Genomic DNA, 21027 nt, shown 5'->3' with positions numbered 1-21027 from the left:
CAAATCCCTGGTTTACCAGTGATAAAACAGTGAGGGGCTCCCCGGAGTACCCATTCTTGGCAAGACAAGACACGCTACGAGAAGGTGCCTTGTCAGTCTTATACGTCCGCCGAAACACCGGCGAGTAGCTATTCCTTTGCCTGTTTTGTTTACATAAAACATTGAAACTGTAGTTTATTTGCAAAGCTTGTGGATATTTTACATTTGCTTACAATTTTCTATATTTCAACAGTTCTCTGCAAGACTCGGTTTTCTCTCAGCTGAGTCATACCCGAGTGAAACTCTTCGATATCTTGTCATGCTTCAGTGTTGCAACTGCTGCCATGACCAGATGTACGACCATCTGTCACCTACTTGAGTGTGCGTCGCCGGTAACGGCGGGGTGCAAAGCCTCAGGGACAACGTACCCCCATTCTTTTCCGGCAGCCCGGCGTGCGAACGCCTGGCTGGAGACTGCGAGCAGCGATGCGGTCCAGGGGCTAGGTGAGTGCTGCAAGGGCAATGTGATGTGAACCATCGTTTGAACCCTCGTAAATATTAATAGGCCAAAGCTGCTGGCAGGCCTAAACCAAACGGTATGTGGCTGGTTATCTCCGTGGATTCTGGGGATACGTCGTCATTCAGCCACCGGGGGAAAGATGGGCCCTAAACAGCCAGTCGCGATGTAGCTGTCGCGTCGATATCGTTGGGAACGTGGTAAGCCCGATTCCCTGCCGCTCGATCAAAGAACCGAGATAGCGGCAAGCAAACCGCAAGGCACGCCCTTGGGGGAGCGGGTAGAGGAGGATGGAGAAAGCGAATGCCGGGCTGTAATGGTCCGGATAGGGATTCAAGATTTGTCCCGGCCTGAAAGGGTGCCCACTTCCATCTGGTGTAATAGTCGTCATACGACTGTACTGGCTCCAGGCAGTCATCATTTTCAACCACCCCGAAGGGAGGCAGCTCACCCTTCGGGGTGCGCTGTGTCTCGTCGGAACAACTACACGAGGTTCAGCATGAAAGTAACCGCTAGCAGTCTTGCCGGTTCTGCGTCCTCGCACGTGCCTACTGAATGGGTTGCCATCAACTGGCGGCTCGTACAACGCAACGTGAGAGCCATGCAGCATCGATTAACGAAGGCGATACAGGAAGGCGACTGGCGCAGGGCGAAAGCGCTGCAAAGGTGGCTAACCCACTCGTTCAGCGCGAAAGCGCTGGCAGTCAAACGAGTGACAGAGAATCAAGGCAAACGAACCGCAGGCGTGGACCAGCAGTTGTGGGACTCAGCAACGCAGAAGTTCGCTGCCATTGCACAGTTGAAGAAACCAGGCTATCGGCCCCTGCCATTACGGAGGGTCTTTATTCCCAAGTCAAATGGAAAGATGCGCCCACTGGGCATCCCTACCATGCGGGACCGGGCAATGCAGGCGCTTCACCTGCTGGCCTTGGATCCTGTCTTGGAAACGCTGAGTGATCCCAACTCATACGGGTTTCGCAAAAATCGCTCAACGGCCGACGCGATGTCGCAAATTTTTCTCCAGACCTGTCGGAAAGTGTCGGCAACCTGGGTGTTAGATGCGGATATCGAAGGTTTTTTCGACAATATCAACCATCAATGGCTGGTCGACAATGTCTTCATGGATAAGTTGATCCTGTCTAAATGGCTGAAATCCGGGGTAATTGACCGGAAGCAATTAATGGCAACCACAGCTGGAACGCCACAGGGCGGCATCATCAGCCCTGCCCTTGCGAATTGGACGTTGAACGGGCTGGAGACTGAACTGATTGCGCACCTCGGTGCGAAATTCGGCAAGTCAAAGGCAGGCAAGCTCAAAGTCGGTGTCGTGCGATATGCGGACGATTTTGTCGTTACCAGTGGATCGAAGGAATTGCTGGAGACGGAAATCAAGCCTTGGATCGAAGCATTTCTTGCAGTCAGAGGATTGCGACTGTCCAGTGCCAAAACCAAGATCGTGCACATCGATGAGGGCTTCGACTTCCTGGGGTGGAACTTCCGAAAATATTCCGGGACACTACTCATCAAGCCAAGTAAGAAGAACATGAAAGCGTTCTATGAAAAGCTGAGGAAGACGATCAGCGAAAACATCGGGGCGAAGCAGGAGAATCTCATTCGATTGTTGAACCCCATGCTGCGGGGCTGGGCGCAATATCACAGCCCTGTCGTCGCCAAGGAGGCGTTTTCGACGATGGAGTCGCTGCTGTACTGGCGGCTTCGTCGCTGGGCCATGCGCAGGCATCCGAAGAAAACCGACAGCTGGATACGCGACCGATACTGGCGCCCAACCGAAAGTGGAAATCAGGTGTTTGCAGCGGACGTTGTCACAAAAAATGGCAATAAGGCCATGAAGGAACTGTACTCGTTACCTGGTACAGCGATTCTGCGTCACACGAAGATCAAGGGCGGCTATCACCCCTACGATCCGCAATGGGAACTGTACGGCGAAACCCTTCGGCAGGAACGCATGTTGAAAAACATGTCTTACCGGCGTGAGTGGGCCAAGCTCTACCTCGACCAACGTGGCTTGTGCGCTCTGTGTGGATACGAGATGAACATGGAAACCGGATGGCATGACCACCACATGGAACACCGTGTGGCAGGAGGTTCCGACGCCCTTGGAAATCGCGTATTATTGCACCCAAATTGCCATATAAATGTGCACGCAAACGATTTACACGTTGCGAAGCCGGTCCCTGCATAGGGACTTTTATTATGCTTGAGCCGTGTGCGGTGAAAGTCGCACGCACGGTTCTTAGGGGGGAGAGCTTCCAGCAATGGGGTTCTCCTACCCTCCGCACCATCAACCCGATTCCACAGGCCGCTTAATGTCATTCTCCCCCAATTCCCCTGCCGCGCCGGCCTCCGCCGACGCTCGCCTGACCCTGTTGAAAGCCTGGTTGGCCCCGCTGAACCTCGTTGCGCCCGATTCCGCCCGCCCCGCTTCCAGCGATGCGAGCTTCCGCCGCTACTACCGTCTCGATGTGCTGCCAGGCAATACAACATTGCCAGGAAGTACATTGATTGCCATGGATGCGCCGCCTGAGCGCGAAAACGTGCCCGCCTTCGTCAAGGTGGCTGGCTTGCTGAAAGGCGCCGGCGTGTCCGTGCCCGAGATCATCGCGCAAGACCTGGAGAATGGCTTCCTGCTGCTCTCCGACCTGGGCACGACCACCTACCTCGACGCCCTGAACCACGACAATGCCAGCGTGCTGTACGCGGAAGCGCTCGAGTCGCTGATGAAAATCCAGCTGGCCAGCCAGCCGGACGTCTTGCCCGAATTCGACCGCGCCTTCATCCTGCGCGAAATGAATCTGTTCCCGGAATGGTTTATTGGCAAGCACCTGGGCGCCACCTTGACGGATGTGCAACAAACCCAGCTGGACAAGGTCTTCGAAGCCATCACGGCGAATATCTTGTCGCAGCAGCAAGTTTTCATGCACCGCGACTACCATTCGCGCAATTTGATGCACATCAACGATGGCTCGATTCCCAATCCCGGCATTCTCGATTTCCAGGACGCCGTCTTCGGCCCCGTCACCTACGACATCGCCTCGCTGCTGCGCGATGCGTATCTCCAGTGGGACGAAGAACTGGTGCTCGACTGGGTGATCCGCTACTGGCAGCGCGCCAAGCAGCTGGGCTTGCCAGTCAATCCCGACATCGACGCCTTCTACCGCGATTTCGAATTCACGGCCCTGCAGCGCCATTTGAAAATCCTCGGCCTGTTCGCGCGCCTGAATTACCGCGACGGCAAGGATCTGTACATGGGCGACCTGCCAACCGTGCTCGACTACGTGCGCAAGACGGCCAACCGCTATACGGAACTCAAGCCGCTGGTGCGTCTGCTCGATGCCCTGGAGAATAAGACGCCGCAAGTCGGCTATACCTTCTGATGACACCCGCCAAAACCTACTGCGCGTCGCGCTTTGCGGCCGGCGATGCTCACCGTACTACAGTACGGTTGCGCTTCTCGGCCACAAAGCACTGCCGCTCGCTACGGTTTTGTCAGGTGTCGCTACTGCAGAATTAACTTATTGTGCGGCTCACGCCACGCAACAATTACCGAACAAAACAGAAAACGAGTCCTACCCATGAAAGCCATGATCTTTGCCGCAGGCCGCGGTGAACGGATGCGTCCGCTTACCGATACCTGCCCCAAACCGCTGCTGAAAGTGCGCGGCCGTCCGCTGATCGTCTGGCATGTGCTGAACCTGGTGCGCGCCGGCATCACGGACATCGTCATCAACCATTCCCACCTGGGCCACCAGATCGAGGAAACCCTGGGCGACGGCAGCGCGTATGGCGCGCGCATCGCGTATTCGCCCGAGAGCACGCCGCTGGAAACGGCGGGCGGCATCGCCCAGGCGCGCCACCTGCTGGGCGAGGAGCCATTCCTCGCCATTTCCGGCGACATCTATTGCCCCTACTTTGATTTCACGCAAGTACTCGACGTGCTGGCCGACAAGGACGTGCTGGGCACGCCGTATCCGGCCGACCAGCGCGACATCGCCTGGACGTACCTGGTGCCCAATCCCGACTTCCATCCCACAGGCGACTTCGGCCTGACCTTGTTCGCGATCAACAATACGGACGACACCAAGTGGACCTTCGCCAACATCGGCGTGTACCGTCCCGAGATGTTCGACGGCATCGCGCCCGGCAGCCACGCCAAACTGGGCGATTTGCTGCGCCAGTACGCGGACCAGGGCCGCGTGGGCGGCGAAGTCTATCCGGGCGAGTGGACGAATGTGGGCACGCCGGCGCAGCTCGACGCCCTCAACGGCGTCACGGCCAAGGCCAGCGCAACATGATGGCCAACTACGCGGCACGGCGCGCGGCGCTGCTGGCGCAGATGCTGCCGAGCAGCGTGGCCATCCTCGCCACGGCGCCCGAAGTGCCGCGCAACAGCGATTGCGATTATCCGTACCGCCACGACAGCTATTTCTATTACCTGAGCGGCTTTACGGAGCCCGACAGCGCCGTGGCCCTCGTGGCCGCCAGCGCCACGGCGCCGGCGCGCGCCATCCTGTTTTGCCGCGCCAAGAATACGGAGCGCGAAATCTGGGACGGTTTCCGCCACGGCCCCGAGGCGGCGCGCGCCAGCTTCGGCTTCGACGCCGCCTTCCCCATCGAGGAACTCGACGTGGAAATGACGCGCCTGCTGGCCGACGTCCCCGCCATCTACTATGCGCTGGGCGGCAGCCTCGATGCGCAGGTCAAGGTCTGGCGGCACAACGTGCGGCAAAAGGCCCGCAGCGGCGTCACGGCGCCCGCCATCGCGCATGACATCCATGGCATGCTCGACGCCATGCGCCTGCTGAAAGACACGCAGGAACAGCAGTTGATGCGCCGCGCGGCCGCCATTTCCAGCGCGGCCCACGCGCGCGCCATGCGCGCCACGCGACCCGGCATGCACGAATACGCGCTGGAAGCGGAGCTGCTGTACGAATTCCGGCGCAGCGGCGCGCAATTCCCCGCGTATTCCTCCATCGTGGCCGGCGGCGACAACGCCTGCATCCTGCATTACAGCGCCAACAACGCGGTATTACAGGACGGCCAGCTGGTACTGATCGACGCCGGCTGCGAACTCGATGGCTACGCCTCCGACATCACGCGCACCTGGCCCGTCAACGGCCGTTTCAGCGGCCCGCAGCGGGCCCTGTATGAACTGGTGCTGGCCGCGCAACAGGCGTCGCTGGACATGGTGCGCCCCGGCTTGCCGCACAGCGCCATCCACGAGGCGGCCTTGCAGGTGCTGGCGCAAGGCATGCTGGATTTGAAATTGCTGGACCGGCAAAAAAGCGGCAGCGCGCAGGACGTCATCGCCGACAAGGCCTATCTGCCCTTCTACATGCACGGCACCAGCCACTGGCTGGGCATGGACGTGCACGACGTGGGCGCCTACCGTGACACGGACGCGCCCGGCAAGCCATGGCGCGCTTTGGCACCGGGCATGGTGCTGACGGTGGAACCGGGCATCTATGTGCGCCCCGGCGCGGGCGTGCCGGAGCAGTTCTGGCATACCGGCATCCGCATCGAAGACGATGTGCTGGTCACGCCGCAAGGCCACGAAGTCTTCAGCACGGCGCCCAAGGGTGTCGCTGAAATCGAACAACTGATGTCACAGGATTAACGCCGCCGCATGCATACACCGTCCACTTTCGATCTCGCCATCTGCGGCGCCGGCCCCGTCGGCATGGCGCTGGCCGCCCTGCTGGTGCAGCGCGGCAGCCGCGCCGCCGGCATCGCCCTGCTCGACGCCAAATCCCTCGACCAAGCCAGGCGCGACCCGCGCACCATCGCCCTGTCGCACGGCAGCCGCCAGATTCTCGAGGAAGCGGGCGCCTGGCCCGTGGCAGCGACGCCGATTCACCAGATTCACGTCTCGCGCCGCGGCAAGTTCGGGCGCAGCCTGATGGACCGCGGCGAGCATGGCGTCGAGGCGCTCGGCTATGTGGTCCGTTACGGCGCCGTCGTCAGCGCGCTGGCCGACGTGTGCGAACGCCTGGGCGTGGCCAGCTTGCGCCCGGCCCTGGTCACGGGCAGCACGGAAGACGCCGATGGCGTCAGCGTGCAGCTGGAACGGGAGGGCGCCGCGTCCAGCTTGCGCGCCAGCCTGCTGGTGCAGGCCGAGGGCGGCCTGTTCGGCCAGCAGCCGGAACGCGCCGTCAGCCGCGATTATGGTCAAAGCGCCATCATTGCCCACGTGCGCACCAGCGATCCCGTCGCCCACCGCGCGTACGAGCGCTTCACCGACGAAGGGCCGCTGGCCCTGCTGCCGCAGGACGACGGCTACGCGCTGGTCTGGTGCGTGCCGCCCACGCGCGCGGAACAGTTGCTGGCGCTCGACGAGGTAACCTTCCTGGCGCGCCTGGGCGTCGCCTTCGGCAGCCGCCTGGGGCGGTTTACCCACACGACGCCGCGCCTGGCCTATCCGCTGGGCCTGAACGCCCAGGCGGGCGGCACGGCGCGCACGGTGGCCATCGGCAATGCGGCGCAAACCCTGCATCCGGTGGCGGGACAGGGCCTGAACCTGGGCTTGCGCGACGCCGCCGTGCTGGCCCGCGTGCTGGCGCAGGACAGCAGCCCGGCCGGGCTGGAACGCTACGCCAGCCTGCGCCAGGCCGACCGGGGGCTGACCGTGCGCGTCACCGACACCATGGCGCGCATCTTCACGGGCAGCGCGCCCACGCAAGGCTTGCTGGGCCTGTCGCTGGGCCTGCTGGACGCATTTCCCCCTGCGCGCAAGACGCTGGCCGAGCTGATGATGTACGGCCGCCGCTAAGTCTTAGCAATAAGGAAAGGGCACGGGCGAAAAAGAAACAGGCGGGCGATCCGGCATGGAGTAAACGGCCCGCGGATGCGACAATGGCTGTCACCTGGCTTTTGGCGACCGTTCCATGACAGATGCATTGCCCGCAGCACCGCCTGCCGCTCTTCCCGAAGTCCTCTTTTCCCGCCTGCTGGAAGACGCCCTCGACGCCGTCATCATCATCGACGAGCAATGCCGCATCCGCTATATCAATGGCGCCATGCAAACGCTGTCGGGCTATGCCAGCGGGGAATTGCTGGGCCAGACCCTGAACGGCCTGCTGCCTGACGCCGTCGGCGCGCAGCACGACAACCACGTGCTCAATTACATCCGCAGCTCGCGCACCTCCAGCGTGCTGGGCAAGATACGCGAATTCGCCATCCGCCACCGCGACACGCAAATGATCCCCATCGAAATGAAGGCGATGGACCTGGGCGTGGTCGATGGCATGCGCTATTTCGGCGCTTTTTTGCTCGACGTGCGCGAACGGCGCGAACTGGCGGCGAAAAACGCCAGCCTGCTGGCGCAGCTGGAACAGCAGGCGCTGCACGATGCGCTGACGTCGCTGCCGAACCGGCGCGCCTATGAAGCGCAAGCCGAGCAGGCGATGGCGCGCGCGGCACGCAGCGGCGCCGCCCTGAGCGTGGGCGTGGCCGACCTCGACCACTTCAAGAAGATCAACGACCGCTATGGCCATGCCGTGGGCGACGCCGTGCTGCGCACGGTGGCGCAGGCGCTGCGCGACACGGGACGCATCACCGACGTGGCGGCGCGCCTCGGCGGCGAGGAGTTCGGCCTGCTGTTCCCCGACGCCAGCCTGCAGCAGGCACACCAGGTGGCCGAACGCATCCGCGCAGCCGTGGCGGCGGCGGTCACCGTGCTGCCCGACGGTTCCCCGCTGCACGTCACCATCAGTATCGGCGTGGCGCCGCTGGTGCAAGGCGCCAGCCTGGATGCGGCCATGTCGGATGCCGACAAGGCCCTGTATGTCGCCAAGCACCAGGGACGCAACCAGGTCGTCGCGGCAGCGGCCGGCCAATAAAAACGGCCCGCGCAAGGCGGGCCGCTCCTCCTGCACCGGGAGACTTTACTCGATTGCCTTCACCATATCCTCGATCACCTTCTTGGCGTCGCCGAACACCATCATCGTGTTCGCCTGATAGAACAAATCGTTGTCCAGGCCCGCATAGCCGGACGCCATCGAACGCTTGTTGACGATGATGCTCTTGGCCTTGTAGGCTTCCAGGATCGGCATGCCGGCGATCGACGATTTCGGGTCTTTCGCCGCCGGGTTGACCACGTCGTTCGCGCCCAGCACCAGCACCACGTCCGTCTGGCCGAATTCGCCGTTGATGTCTTCCATCTCGAAGACCTGGTCGTACGGCACTTCCGCCTCGGCCAGCAGCACGTTCATGTGGCCCGGCATGCGCCCCGCCACGGGGTGGATCGCATACTTGACGGTGACACCCTTGTGCGTGAGCTTTTCCACCAGCTCTTTCAGCGAGTGCTGCGCGCGCGCCACGGCCAGGCCGTAGCCGGGCACGATGATGACGGTTTCCGCATTGCCCATGATGAAGGCGGCGTCGTCGGCCGAACCGGATTTCACGGGACGCTGTTCCTGCGCGCCCGCCACGCCGGCGGCCGGCGCATCGCCGCCGAAGCCGCCGAGGATGACGTTGAAGAACGAGCGGTTCATGGCCTTGCACATGATGTACGACAGGATCGCACCGGACGAGCCGACGAGCGAACCGGCGATGATCAGCATCGAGTTATTCAGCGAAAAACCGATGCCGGCCGCGGCCCAGCCCGAGTAGCTGTTGAGCATGGACACCACCACCGGCATGTCGGCGCCGCCGATGGGGATGATGATCAGCACGCCCAGCGCAAAGGCGATGACGGCCATGACGATGAACGGCGTCCAGGCCGGCTCGGCGCCGTCGGCAAAGCAGAACACCAGGCCCAACGCGATCATCACCAGCGCCAGCACCAGGTTGAGCATGTGCTGGCCCTTGAAGCTGACGGGCGCGCCCTGGAACAGGCGAAACTTGTATTTGCCCGACAGCTTGCCGAAGGCAATCACCGAACCGGAGAAGGTGATGGCGCCGACAAAGGTGCCGATGAACAGCTCGAAGCGGTTACCGATGGGCAGCGCCTCGCCCTGTTTGGCGATATTAAAGGCCCATGGCTCGGAGACGGCCGCCACGGCGATGCACACGGCCGCCAGGCCGATCAGCGAATGCATGGCCGCCACCAGTTCCGGCATCTTCGTCATTTCCACGGTTTTCGCCAGGTAGGCGCCGATGGCGCCGCCCGTGACGATGCCGATGATGACGAGGGTCAGGCCCATGCCGCCCGCTTGCTGCTCCTTCAGTTTCAGGATCAGCGCCACGGTGGTGACGGCGGCAATGGCCATGCCGCTCATGCCGAAGGCATTGCCGCGGCGCGCCGTCGAGGGCGACGACAGGCCTTTCAAGGCCTGGATGAAGCACACCGAGGCGATCAGGTACATCATCGTCACCAGGTTCAGGGTGACGAAGCTCATGGCGTGACTCATTCTTTTGCTCCTTGCTTGGCTTTCGGTTCTTTTTTACGGAACATCTCGAGCATGCGCTGCGTGACGAGGAAGCCGCCAAACACGTTGACGGCGGCCAAGGCCACGGCCAGGGTGCCGGCCGCCTGCGCCAGCGGGCCTTGCGTCAGGCCGGCCGCCAGCATGGCGCCGACGATGATGATGGCGGAAATGGCATTGGTGACGGCCATCAGCGGCGTATGCAGCGCCGGCGTGACGGTCCAGACGACGTGGTAGCCGACATAAATGGCCAGCACGAAGATGATCAGGTTAATGATGGTGTGACTGATTTCCATGATGTGGTTCTCTCCCGGTGCCGCGTTGTTTTTGTAACTTATTTACGTAAGATTTCGCTGCCCGCACACACCAGGCTGGCCTTGATGATTTCATCCTCGCGGTCGATCAGCAACTGGTCGTCCTTGTCGATGATGAGCTTCAAGAAGTCCAGCACGTTGCGCGCATACAGGGCCGAAGCGTCGGCCGCCACCAGGGTCGCCAGATTCGGTTCGCCCACGATGTAGACGCCGTGCTTGAGCACCGTCTTGCCCAGTTCGGACAGGGGGCAGTTGCCGCCCTGCTCCACGGCCAGGTCGACGATGACGGAACCGGGTTTCATGGCTTTCACCGTTTCTTCGGAAATGAGCACGGGCGCGGCGCGGCCGGGGATCAGCGCCGTGGTGATGATGATGTCGGCCAGTTTCGCCCGTTCATGCACCAGTTCGGCCTGGCGCCGCATCCAGTCGGCCGGCATGGCACGCGCATAGCCGCCCGAGCCCTTGGCGATCTCTTTTTCTTCATCCGTGAGGAAAGGCACGTCGAGGAACTTGGCGCCCAGCGACTCCACTTGTTCCTTGACGGGCGGGCGCACGTCGGACGCCTCGATGACGGCGCCCAGGCGCTTGGCCGTGGCGATCGCCTGCAGTCCTGCCACGCCCACGCCCATGATCAGCACGCGGGCCGCCTTGACGGTGCCGGCCGCCGTCATCAGCATCGGCATGAAGCGCTGGTAAGTGTTGGCCGCCACCAGCACGGCCTTGTAGCCGGCGATATTTGCCTGCGACGACAGCACATCCATCGACTGCGCGCGCGTGATGCGCGGCACGGCTTCCAGCGCAAAGGCGGACAGGCCGGCCGTGGCCATGGCGGCGATATTGTCCGCGTCAAACGGGTTCAACATGCCGATCAGCACCGTGCCGCTGGCCATCAGGGCCCGTTCATCGGCATCGGGCGCGCGCACCTTGAGCACGATGGCGCAGCCATAGGCTTCCTGGGCGGTGCCGATCTGCGCGCCGGCGGCGGCATACGCGTCGTCGGGAATCGATGCCTGCAGGCCCGCTCCCGATTGCACGACGATCTGATGTTTGGCTGCCAGCTTCTTGACTGTCTCGGGCGTTGCTGCCACCCGTGTTTCACCAGGCCGTGTTTCGGCCGGTATGCCTATCCTCATGATGCCTCCGCTAATTGATAAACTGACTAGAATCTAACACGGAAAGCAGCGCGTTAAACGTTTGTGAACCAGCAACTTTTAGTCGTACGACACTAATTTCACCAGCATCCCACGATTCGTTTCACCATGCGGCGCGGCGCCCATATTGTGGGAAAGGTGTGTCAATCTCACCACAGTCGAGCGTGCGTGCGCGCTTGTTTTGGCCACAGGGAAAGCCTATATTAGCGGGCGTTTCCTGCCATCTTGGCGACTAAGCCCCCATGCTAGTGCGCTCCCCGGGAAAGACGTAAGTACCTCCCACCGCTATTTGCTAAAACGTTGTCATTTATCAATATGTCCGCGCAACAGAAGGCCGGGTTCAAACCGCGCGCGCAGAACAAGATAAAATGTCGGCTCTTTCAAGGATGGAATCATGCCGAGAATCTGGAAACCCTCTGTCACCGTTGCCGCCATCGTCGAGCGCGACGGCCTGTTTTTACTGATTGAAGAAGAGACCAGCGAAGGCATCAAGCTCAACCAGCCTGCCGGTCACCTCGACCCGTTCGAGTCGCTGGAACAGGCGGTGATCCGCGAAACGCTGGAAGAAGCGGCCTACGATTTCATCCCCACAGCACTGGTCGGCATGTACATGTCGCGCTATCAGTCACTGCGCACGGGCGAGGACGTGACCTATTTGCGCTTCACCTTTTGCGGCACGGCCGGCGCCGAGCATGACCGCCCGCTGGACGAAGGCATCATCCGCACCCTGTGGATGACGCGCGACGAGCTGGCGGCGTGCCAGGAACGCCACCGCAGCCCGCTGGTGCTGCAGTGCGTGGACGAATACCTGGCGGGCCGGCGCGCGCCGCTGGCCCTGCTGCACACGCATGCGTCCGTTTTCAATAGCGCATAGCAACACGCATTGCCATATTATTAAAGTAACTGGAAAGCAAGATGAGCAAGAAGAAAGTCGTTATCGGCATGTCGGGCGGGGTCGATTCCTCGGTCGCGGCATGGATGCTGAAGGAACAAGGCTATGAAGTCATCGGCCTGTTCATGAAAAACTGGGAAGATGACGACGATTCGGAATACTGCTCCACGCGCCAGGACTGGATCGACGCGGCCAGCGTGGCCGACGTCATCGGCGTCGATATCGAAGCCGTCAATTTCGCCTCCGAATACAAGGACCGCGTGTTCGCCGATTTTTTGCGCGAATACCAGGCCGGCCGCACGCCGAACCCGGACGTGCTGTGCAACGCCGAAATCAAGTTCAAGGCCTTCCTCGACCACGCCATGACCCTGGGCGCCGACCTGATCGCCACCGGCCACTATGCGCGCGTGCGCCAGGCGCCCACCGATGCGGGCCGCTACGAGCTGCTGAAAGCCGTCGACGCCAGCAAGGATCAAAGCTACTTCCTGCACCGGTTAAATCAGGCGCAGCTATCCAAGACCTTGTTCCCGCTCGGTGAAATCCCGAAGACGCAAGTGCGCCAGATCGCCGAGAAACTGGCCCTGCCGAACGCGCAAAAGAAGGATTCGACGGGCATCTGCTTCATCGGCGAACGCCCGTTCCGCGAATTCTTGAACCGCTACCTGTCGTACAAGCCGGGCCCCATGAAGACGGCCGATGGCAAGACCGTGGGCGAACACGTGGGACTGAGTTTTTATACGCTGGGCCAGCGCAAGGGCATCGGCATCGGCGGCGTGAAGTCGTACCAGAACGCGGACGGCAGCAGCGACGCCTGGTATGTGGCGCGCAAGGATATCGCCAACAACACGCTGTGGGTGGTGCAGGGCCATGACCACCCGTGGCTGCTGTCGCCATCCTTGACGGCCGACCAGGCCAGCTGGGTGGCAGGCAGCGCGCCGCAGGCGGGCGCCTTGAGCGCCAAGACGCGCTATCGCCAGGCCGACGTGGCTTGCCAGCTGCTGCCGGACGGGAATGAACTGTTCAGCCTGGCGTTTGACCAGGCGCAATGGGCCGTCACGCCGGGCCAGTCGGCCGTGCTGTATGACGGCGACGTGTGCCTCGGCGGCGGCATCATCGCCAGTGCCACGGGTTTGGCTGGCAGCTAGGAATTGCCTTGCGCGGCGGCGGCTAGGGCTTGCTGCTTGCGCACCATGGCAATGACCGTATTGCGCACGGTTTTCAGGACCGTGTCGGCCATGAAGGGTTTCACGATGAAGCCCGACACGCCCATGGCGTGGGCCGCCTGCAGCGAGGCGGCGTCGATGCCGCCCGAAACCATGAAAATGAGCGTCTTCGGATACTGGGCGCGGATGGTCTGCACCACATTGGTCCCGTCTTCCACCTGCTCGCGCGCGATGCACACGAAATGCGGGTGGTGCTTGACCAGCAGCGCCAGCCCCAGCGCGCTGGTATGCGTTTGCCCGCAGACATCGTAGCCGCCATCGGTCAGGACCGTGTTCAGCAGGCCGCGCGCCACGGCGCTGCTATCGATCAGGACTGTCTTTAACATCATGATTACTTTCCTTGCTTGATTTATTCCGTGTTCTGGCCAAAAGAGCTCTATTTTTCCCACACGAGCTTGTTCCAGGTCACGCCTAACGTGACATCCGTTTTCAGCGCCACTAACTTTCTTGAAAGATACAGTATTTCCCGCTCTTTTCGCAGGCTTTCGCCCAGCGCGCCGGGCAAAATGCCCGCGCCGGCCATCACGGCATCGATATTGCCGTAGGCGCGCAACAGTTTCGCGCCCGTCTTCAGGCCGATCTTCGACACGCCGGGGATGCTGTCGGTGACGTCGCCCATCAGCGCCAGCAGGTCGGGCAGCAGTTCCGGCGGCACGCCGAACTTTTTCTCGACCCAGGCGTGGTCGTGCCAGACGCCCTTGAAATGGTCCCACACGAGCGCGCCGTGGGCGATCAAGCCGTGCAAATCCTTGTCGGTGGTGGCGATGACGGCCGCGCCGCGCCCCTCGTGCAGCCAGCGCATGACGGCCGTGCCGATCACGTCGTCGGCCTCGACCTCGGGAATGCTGACCACGTGCATGCCGAAGCTGGCCAGCGTGGCATAGAAGCCGGGCAAGGCGTCGCGCAGCACCTGCGGCATGGGCTGGCGCCCCTCGCGGTAACCGGCATACAGGGCGTGGCGCCAGGTGGGGCCGCCAAAGTCGAAGGCCGGCAGGATATGCGTCGGCTCGTGGTCGTTGATGAGGGTGCGGAACGACGACAGCGCATGGCGCAGCGCGATCTCCGCCTTCAGGTCGGAATCGGGTTCAGGACTGGCTTCGTAGACGCGGCGTACGATATTCAAGCCGTCGATAGCGAGGAGTCTGGCCATGCGGTAAGTGGATACTGGTTGAATCGGGCATTTTACCGTATGGTTCCCCGCACATCGGGCTTGAATGCCGCTTATTTGGCGAAATCGTAGGGCCCGCCTTTTTCCAGCGCGCGCTGGTAGGCCGGGCGCGCATGGATGCGCTGCAGGAAGGCCGTCAGCTTCGGCAGGCGCTCGTCGAGTCCGCCGCGCATGGCCGCCGCTTCCAGCGAAAAGCTCATCTGGATGTCGGCCGCCGTGAATTCATTGCCGGCAAACCATTTGGTTTTTTCCAGCTCCGCTTCCATGTAGGCCAGCTGGCTGTTGATATTGGGCATGATGAAGCTGCTCTTGACCTTGCTGGCAATGCCGCGCGCGATGGGTTTGACGAAAAACGGCATCGGCGACGACTCGACCTTGTCGAACACCAGCTTCAGCAGCAGCGGCGGCATGGCCGAACCTTCCGCGAAATGCAGCCAGTAGGTCCAGCGCAGCTTGTCCGGCGTGCCCGCCGCCGGGATCAATCGGCCATTGCCGTAGCGCTCGACCAGGTAGTCGATGATGGCGCCCGATTCGGCGATGGTGTTGGCGCCATCCGTGATCACGGGCGACTTACCCAACGGATGCACGGCCTTCAGCGAAGCGGGCGCCAGCATGGTCTTCGGGTCGCGCTGGTAGCGCTTGACCTCGTAGTCGAGGCCCAGTTCCTCGAGCAGCCAGAGCACGCGCTGCGAGCGCGAATTGTTCAGATGGTGGACGACGATCATGGTTTTCCCGGTAACAATGGTTGAGTTCCAGTATAGCCGGGGATGGCCGGATCGGGTCAGCGCAAGCGAATCGACGAAAAAATTGCGAAAAACAGTATTTTCAATTGATAACTTTTCAATAATCCCTTATCTTGTTTTGTTTCCAATAAGTAAGGAAACCCCTGTGGATTTCGACGCAAACAACACACCTCCCCGACAAGAAGCCATCACCTTCAGTGCCACCGGCAGCGAATACTTCCGTATCTGGATCGTCAACCTGCTGCTGAGCATCGTCACCCTGGGCATTTATTCCGCCTGGGCAAAGGTGCGCCGCAACCGCTACTTTTATTCGAGCACCCACCTGGCGGGCGGCAGCTTCGAATACCACGGCAACGCCGTCGCCATCCTGAAAGGCCGCATCGCCGCCGTGGTGCTGATCGCCGGCTACAACATCGCCTTCCAGGTCTCGCCCATCGTGGGCTTGCTGATGTTCGTGCTGCTGGCCGCCATCCTGCCCTGGCTGGTCTGGAAAAGCCTGCAATTCAAGCTGTACAACACCAGCTACCGCGGCATCCGCTTCGGCTTTGGCGGCAGCGCCAAGGAAGCCTACAAGTACTTCCTGTGGCTGCCCATCCTGAATACCTTCACGGGCGGCCTGATGACGCCTTTCCTGCACCAGCGCCTGAAGCGCTTCCAGCACACGCAAAGCCGTTTCGGCGCCACCCATTTCAGCTTTGACGCCACGGTGGGCAGCTTCTACAAGACCTATTTGCTGTTCTTCGCCCTGCTGCTGGGCGGCTTGCTGGTCCTGATTTTCGTCGTCTTCGGCAGCGTGTTCGCCTCGTTTGCGGCCAATGCGAATGACAAGACCAAGGTTGGCAGCCTACTGTTTGCCATCGGCGCCCTGTACCTGTGGGCGTTCACCGTGCTGCCGCTGTTCCTGACCATGATCCAGAACCTGATCTGGAACCACACGCGCCTGCAGCAGCACCAGTTCCAGTCGCAGCTGACGTGGGGCCGCACCACCTTCGTCATGCTGAGCAACCTGCTGGGCATCGTCGTCACCCTGGGCCTGTTTACGCCATTCGCCCATGTGCGCTGGCTGAAGTACCGCCTGGAAGCGACGTCCATGCTGGTGCACGGCAGCCTGGACGAATTTGTCGCCGCCACGGGCCAGCAAGTATCGGCCACGGGCGAAGGCGTGGTCGACCTGCTGGACTTCGACCTGTCGCTGTAGCATGACGCTCGATCACCACGCGCCGGGCGCGGCCCCCGTGCCCGCGCGCTATTTCGACGGCCAGACCTCGCGCCTGTACCACGTCACGCTCAGCGTGCGCGATGGCCAGGCCGTGCTGGCCGGCGACATCGAGCGCAGCTGCCCGCTGGACGAGCTGCACGTGTCCGAACGCAGCAGCCACGCCGTGCGCAAGGTCAGCTTTGCCGATGGCGCCTACCTGGAAATCGCCGACCAGGCGGCCTTCAACAGCCTGCTGCACGACACGGGCCACCGCGACGGCTGGGTGGTGCGGCTGCAGCAAAGCTGGCGCGGCGCCCTGCTGGCCACCGTGGCCACCATCGTGGCCCTGTGGCTCAGCTATCAATACCTGCTGCCGCTGGCGGCCAAAGGCATCGCGTACACCCTGCCGCAGTCCGTCGAACGGCAGCTGGGTCAGGGCGTGCTCGACATGCTGGACCGCCATGTATTCGCGCCCAGCCAGCTCGATGGCGCGCGCCAGCAAGCCTTGCGCGCCCAGTTCGCCCGCCTGGCCACGCCCGGCGACAGCACGCCCGAGCACCGCATCGTGTTTCGCAAGAGCAAGATCGGCCCGAACGCGTTTGCCCTGCCGTCCGGCGACATCGTGCTGACCGATGAAATGATCGAACTGCTGCCGGACGACCAGGCCATCATGGGCGTGCTCGCGCATGAGCTGGGACATTTGCAGCAGCGCCACCTGACGCGGCGCATCATCCAGACTTCGGCCGTGGGCGCCGGCGCCGCGCTGCTGTTCGGCGACGTGTCGACGGTGGTGGCGACCCTGCCGCCGCTGCTGCTGGACTTGAAGTATTCGCGCGATGTCGAACGCGATGCGGACGACTACGCGATCGCCATGCTGCGCCAGAACGGCATCCCGCTGGAACACCTGGCGCAAGTGTTTGTCGCCCTGGGCAAGCTGGACCACGGCACGCCGTACCTGTCGAGCCATCCGGCCAGCGCCGAACGGGTCGAGCGCATCCGCGCTGCACAACGCTAAGCACCCACGCGGCGTCCAGCGGGCGCCGCGTTCTTTCCAGCCAGCACGTTCCGTGAATCGAAGGTAGACTCATCAGTTATCAGTCTGACTTCACCGGAGTGCCCATGCACCTAGTACCATTTCGCTACCTGACCTTCATTGCGACGGCAGCCATCTTTGTCCTGTCCCTGTTCTACTACGATCACTACTGGCTGCCCGTGCTGGCCGGCGCGCTGACCCTGGTCGGCATCAGCGACCTGCTGCAAACGAAGCGCGCCCTGCGCCGCAATTACCCCATCCTCGCGCATTTCCGCTTCTTTTTTGAGAGCATCCGCCCCGAAATCCGCCAGTATTTCCTGGAAAGCGACAGCGAAGCGACGCCGTTCTCGCGCAGCCAGCGCAGCATCGTCTACCAGCGCGCCAAGGAGCAGACGGACAAGCGCCCGTTCGGCACCCAGCTCGACGTGTACGAAGCGGGCTATGAATGGATCAACCACTCCATCGCCCCCGCCAAGGTGACGGGCCACGACTTCCGCATCGACATCGGCAATCATCCGGACTGCCCACGCGCCAAACCGTATTCGGCCAGCGTCTTCAATATCTCGGCGATGAGCTTTGGCGCCCTGTCGGCCAACGCCATCCTGGCCCTGAACGGCGGCGCGCGCAGCGGCGGCTTCATGCACGACACGGGCGAAGGCAGCATCAGCCCCTACCACCGCGAAAACGGCGGCGACCTGGTGTGGGAAATCGGCTCCGGCTACTTCGGCTGCCGCAACCAGGACGGCACGTTTTCCGAGGAACGCTTCATCGCCAACGCCAGCTCCGAGCAGGTCAAGATGATCGAGCTGAAGATGTCGCAGGGCGCCAAGCCGGGCCACGGCGGCGTGCTGCCGGGGCCGAAAGTGACGATCGAAATCGCCACCACGCGCGGCGTGATGGTGGGCGAGGATTGCGTCTCGCCGGCCGCGCACAGCGCCTTTTCCACGCCGCTGGAAATGCTGCACTTCATCGACCGCCTGCGCACGCTCTCCGGCGGCAAGCCGACGGGCTTCAAGCTGGCCATCGGCCACCCGTGGGAATTTTTCGCCATCGTCAAAGCCATGCTGGAAACGGGCATCACGCCCGACTTCATCGTCGTCGACGGCAGCGAAGGCGGCACGGGCGCCGCGCCCCTGGAATTCACGGACCACGTGGGCACGCCGCTGCAGGAAGCGCTGGTGCTCGTGCATAACACCCTGGTGGGCGCCAACCTGCGCGACAGGATCAAGATCGGCTGCTCGGGCAAGATCATCACGGCCTTCGACATCGCCCGCCTGCTGGCGCTGGGCGCCGACTGGTGCAATTCGGCGCGCGGCTTCATGTTCGCGCTGGGCTGCATCCAGTCGCAAAGCTGCCACACGGACCGCTGCCCCACGGGCGTGGCCACGCAAGACCCGCAGCGCCAGCGCGCGCTGGTGGTGTCGGACAAGATCTCCCGCGTGGCGCACTTCCACCAGAACACCATGAAAGCGCTGGCCGAACTGATCGCCGCTGCCGGCCTGGCGCATCCGCAGGAACTGCGCCCGCACCACCTGGTGCGGCGCATCTCGCCGAACCAGGTGAAACTGGCCTCGGCCCTGCTGCCCTTCCTGGAAGCGGGCCAGCTGCTCGACCCGAGCCAGCTGCCGCAGCTGCCGCCCGTGTTCGGCCTGTACTGGCCGAAGGCACAATCGGCATCGTTCCAGCGCCTGGATTGAACCCGGCCTTGCGCAAGTGGAGCAATACCACTTAATAACCACTTGCGCAAAAACCCAAATCCAATACAATACCAAAATAAGGTCAAAACCAAGGCAGCTTTCCGGTGAGCGCTCCATTGCGCCGCCGCGGGCCACAATACGGACTTGTCGTCATCAGAATGAATACCGGAGGAGTTGCAGCATGGAGCAGGGTTTGCGCGAGAAAGTAGGACAGCTATTCATGGTGGGCTTCGACGCCCTGCAGGCGGACGAGCATATCAAGACCTTGATACGCGACAAGAAGGTGGGCGGCGTGATCCTGTTCCGCCGCAACGTGCACACGCCAGCGCAAGTGTCCGCCCTGTGCCGCGAGCTGCAGGAGATCAATGCGGAAGTGTCCGACATTCCGCTGCTGATCTCCATCGACCAGGAAGGCGGCATGGTGATGCGCATCGAGCAGGGCGTCACGCCGATTCCCGCCGCGATGGCCTTCCAGGCGGCCGGCTCCATCGACGACTGCGAACGCATGAACCAGATCAGCGGCGATGAAATGCGCCAGGTGGGCATCAACCTGCTGCTCGCCCCCGTGCTGGACGTGAACAACAACCGCAACAACCCCGTCATCGGCGTGCGCGCGTATGGCGAGGATGCCGCCACCGTCATCGACTACGGCATGGCGGCCATGCGCGGCCAGCGCGCCAGCGGCATGGCCGTCACCGCCAAGCACTTCCCCGGCCACGGCGACACGGCCATCGACACGCATTACGCCATGGCCCTGGTCCCGCACGACAAGGAACGCCTGCGCGCCGTGGAACTGGCGCCCTTCCGCGCGGCCATTGCCGGCGGCGTGGACGCCATCATGACGGCGCACGTGGTCTTCCCCGCCTTCGAGGCCGACACCAGCGTGCCGGCTACCCTGTCGAAAGGCGTGCTGACGGACCTGCTGCGCGGCGAGTTGAAATACCAGGGCGTCGTCATTACCGACTGCCTGGAAATGGCGGCCATCGCCGACGGCATCGGCATCGCCCAGGGCGCCATCGCTACCTTGCAGGCAGGCGCCGACATCGTCCTCATTTCGCACCGCGAAGCACAGCAGACGGCGGCCATCGACGCCGTCATCGCCGCCGTGGAGCGCGGCGACATCGCGCTCTCCCGCATCGACGCGGCCTGTGCCCGCGTGGCTGAACTCAAGCGCAACCGCGCCGTGCGCGACTGGCGCGCGCGTCCGCTCACGCCGCCGGCGCTGATGCAGCCGGCCGCGATGGCCCTGTCGCAGCTGCTGCAAAAGGCCGCCTTGCGCGTGCAGGGCGACTACCGCCCGCTCGACGCGGGCCTGCCCGTGACCCTGCTGACGGTGGAAGTGCGCTCGCGCAGCGAAATCGACGAAGTGGCGCTGGGCCGCAACAAGGAAGCGCGCAGTTCGATGCTGCCGGCGCTGCTCGAAGCAGGCCTGGACGTGCGCGAGTACGCCTTGTCGGCCGAGGCGCTGGACGACGAAGTCAATGCAGCCATCGCCTTTGCGCAAGGCGCGCAGCAGATCGTGCTGCAAACGTATAACGCCATGTTCGTCGACGGCCAGCGCCGCCTCGTCGACGCCCTGCCGCAGGATAAACTGTGGCTGGTGGCGGGCCGCCTGCCGTATGACCTGGACCTGGCACCGAATGCGCAAGGCCGCCTGGCCGCCTTCGGCTGCCGTCCGGCCGCGCTGGTGCCCGTGGTGGAAAAACTGGCGGGCAAGGCGTAAAGCCAC

18 protein-coding genes are annotated in these 21027 nt (G+C 62.7%); 12 read left to right on the top strand and 6 right to left on the bottom strand.

What is annotated here, in order from left to right:
• The first annotated feature begins 995 nt into the window (after window positions 1–995).
• The 6 genes from ltrA to O0881_RS20515 all read left to right on the top strand — a co-directional run bounded on the left by ltrA (window position 996) and on the right by O0881_RS20515 (window position 8352).
• On the top strand, window positions 996–2699 hold the full coding sequence (gene ltrA, locus O0881_RS20540) for a group II intron reverse transcriptase/maturase (RefSeq protein ID WP_289912726.1): 1704 nt from the start codon (window positions 996–998) through the stop codon (window positions 2697–2699).
• Window positions 2700–2823: 124 nt separating this feature from the next.
• A complete protein-coding gene (locus O0881_RS20535) occupies window positions 2824–3891 on the top strand; it encodes a phosphotransferase (RefSeq protein ID WP_289912725.1) in 1068 nt (355 codons plus the stop codon).
• A 198-nt stretch (window positions 3892–4089) separates the two neighbouring features.
• Window positions 4090–4809 (top strand): N-acetylmuramate alpha-1-phosphate uridylyltransferase MurU, encoded by a 720-nt coding sequence (gene murU / locus O0881_RS20530; RefSeq protein ID WP_289907286.1) that lies wholly within the window; start codon window positions 4090–4092, stop codon window positions 4807–4809.
• Window positions 4809–6131: an aminopeptidase P N-terminal domain-containing protein gene (locus O0881_RS20525; RefSeq protein ID WP_289913240.1), complete on the top strand. Its 1323-nt coding sequence runs from the start codon at window positions 4809–4811 to the stop codon at window positions 6129–6131. The genes murU and O0881_RS20525 overlap by 1 nt, the downstream gene beginning before the upstream one ends.
• 9 nt (window positions 6132–6140) lie before the next feature.
• Window positions 6141–7283 carry a UbiH/UbiF/VisC/COQ6 family ubiquinone biosynthesis hydroxylase gene (locus O0881_RS20520; RefSeq protein ID WP_289912724.1) on the top strand — a complete coding sequence of 381 codons (1143 nt, stop codon included), beginning with the start codon at window positions 6141–6143 and terminating at the stop codon, window positions 7281–7283.
• A 115-nt stretch (window positions 7284–7398) separates the two neighbouring features.
• Window positions 7399–8352 carry a sensor domain-containing diguanylate cyclase gene (locus O0881_RS20515; protein ID WP_077408800.1) on the top strand — a complete coding sequence of 318 codons (954 nt, stop codon included), beginning with the start codon at window positions 7399–7401 and terminating at the stop codon, window positions 8350–8352.
• Window positions 8353–8397: 45 nt separating this feature from the next.
• Here the strand turns inward: O0881_RS20515 and O0881_RS20510 are convergent, their stop codons facing one another.
• Genes O0881_RS20510 through O0881_RS20500 form a run of 3 tightly spaced genes read right to left on the bottom strand, consistent with a single transcriptional unit; the run spans window position 8398 to window position 11326 of the window.
• The gene (locus tag O0881_RS20510; RefSeq protein WP_099666245.1) at window positions 8398–9852 is read right to left on the bottom strand and encodes an NAD(P)(+) transhydrogenase (Re/Si-specific) subunit beta; all 1455 of its coding nucleotides are present in this window, start codon (window positions 9850–9852) and stop codon (window positions 8398–8400) included.
• Window positions 9853–9860: 8 nt separating this feature from the next.
• A complete protein-coding gene (locus O0881_RS20505) occupies window positions 9861–10175 on the bottom strand; it encodes an NAD(P) transhydrogenase subunit alpha (protein ID WP_034778841.1) in 315 nt (104 codons plus the stop codon).
• A gap of 38 nt (window positions 10176–10213) precedes the next feature.
• Window positions 10214–11326: a Re/Si-specific NAD(P)(+) transhydrogenase subunit alpha gene (locus O0881_RS20500; protein ID WP_099389220.1), complete on the bottom strand. Its 1113-nt coding sequence runs from the start codon at window positions 11324–11326 to the stop codon at window positions 10214–10216.
• Between the two features lie 412 nt (window positions 11327–11738).
• Between O0881_RS20500 and O0881_RS20495 the strand changes: the two genes are divergently transcribed.
• Together O0881_RS20495 and mnmA are read left to right on the top strand one after the other, a co-directional pair.
• The gene (locus O0881_RS20495) at window positions 11739–12218 is read left to right on the top strand and encodes an NUDIX hydrolase (RefSeq protein WP_010401817.1); all 480 of its coding nucleotides are present in this window, start codon (window positions 11739–11741) and stop codon (window positions 12216–12218) included.
• A 41-nt stretch (window positions 12219–12259) separates the two neighbouring features.
• A complete protein-coding gene (mnmA, locus tag O0881_RS20490) occupies window positions 12260–13381 on the top strand; it encodes a tRNA 2-thiouridine(34) synthase MnmA (protein WP_289907283.1) in 1122 nt (373 codons plus the stop codon).
• On the opposite strand, the gene O0881_RS20485 is transcribed toward mnmA, so the two are convergent.
• From O0881_RS20485 to O0881_RS20475, 3 genes are all read right to left on the bottom strand, one after another.
• The gene (locus O0881_RS20485; RefSeq protein WP_077409312.1) at window positions 13378–13785 is read right to left on the bottom strand and encodes a response regulator; all 408 of its coding nucleotides are present in this window, start codon (window positions 13783–13785) and stop codon (window positions 13378–13380) included. The two genes, mnmA and O0881_RS20485, sit on opposite strands and share 4 nt — an antisense overlap.
• A 50-nt stretch (window positions 13786–13835) precedes the next feature.
• On the bottom strand, window positions 13836–14609 hold the full coding sequence (locus tag O0881_RS20480) for a 5'-3' exonuclease H3TH domain-containing protein (protein ID WP_034778849.1): 774 nt from the start codon (window positions 14607–14609) through the stop codon (window positions 13836–13838).
• Between the two features lie 71 nt (window positions 14610–14680).
• On the bottom strand, window positions 14681–15352 hold the full coding sequence (locus O0881_RS20475; protein ID WP_289912721.1) for a glutathione S-transferase: 672 nt from the start codon (window positions 15350–15352) through the stop codon (window positions 14681–14683).
• Between the two features lie 163 nt (window positions 15353–15515).
• On the opposite strand from O0881_RS20475, the gene O0881_RS20470 reads away from it, so the two are divergent.
• The 4 genes from O0881_RS20470 (at window position 15516) to nagZ (ending at window position 21021) form a co-directional block, all read left to right on the top strand.
• Window positions 15516–16568, top strand: a complete 1053-nt coding sequence (locus O0881_RS20470) for a YjgN family protein (protein WP_289912719.1) — start codon at window positions 15516–15518, stop codon at window positions 16566–16568.
• Between the two features lies 1 nt (window position 16569).
• Window positions 16570–17583, top strand: coding sequence for a M48 family metallopeptidase (locus O0881_RS20465; RefSeq protein ID WP_289912717.1), 1014 nt, complete (start codon window positions 16570–16572; stop codon window positions 17581–17583).
• Between the two features lie 104 nt (window positions 17584–17687).
• Complete coding sequence (locus O0881_RS20460) at window positions 17688–19298, top strand: FMN-binding glutamate synthase family protein (RefSeq protein ID WP_289912715.1); 1611 nt, start codon at window positions 17688–17690, stop codon at window positions 19296–19298.
• Window positions 19299–19479: 181 nt separating this feature from the next.
• Window positions 19480–21021, top strand: a complete 1542-nt coding sequence (gene nagZ / locus O0881_RS20455) for a beta-N-acetylhexosaminidase (RefSeq protein WP_289912713.1) — start codon at window positions 19480–19482, stop codon at window positions 21019–21021.
• Window positions 21022–21027 lie beyond the last annotated feature (6 nt).

This window comes from Janthinobacterium sp. SUN100, from assembly GCF_030397705.1.
Classification (GTDB): domain Bacteria; phylum Pseudomonadota; class Gammaproteobacteria; order Burkholderiales; family Burkholderiaceae_D; genus Janthinobacterium; species Janthinobacterium kumbetense.
This window is presented reverse-complemented; position numbering and strand designations above follow the sequence as displayed.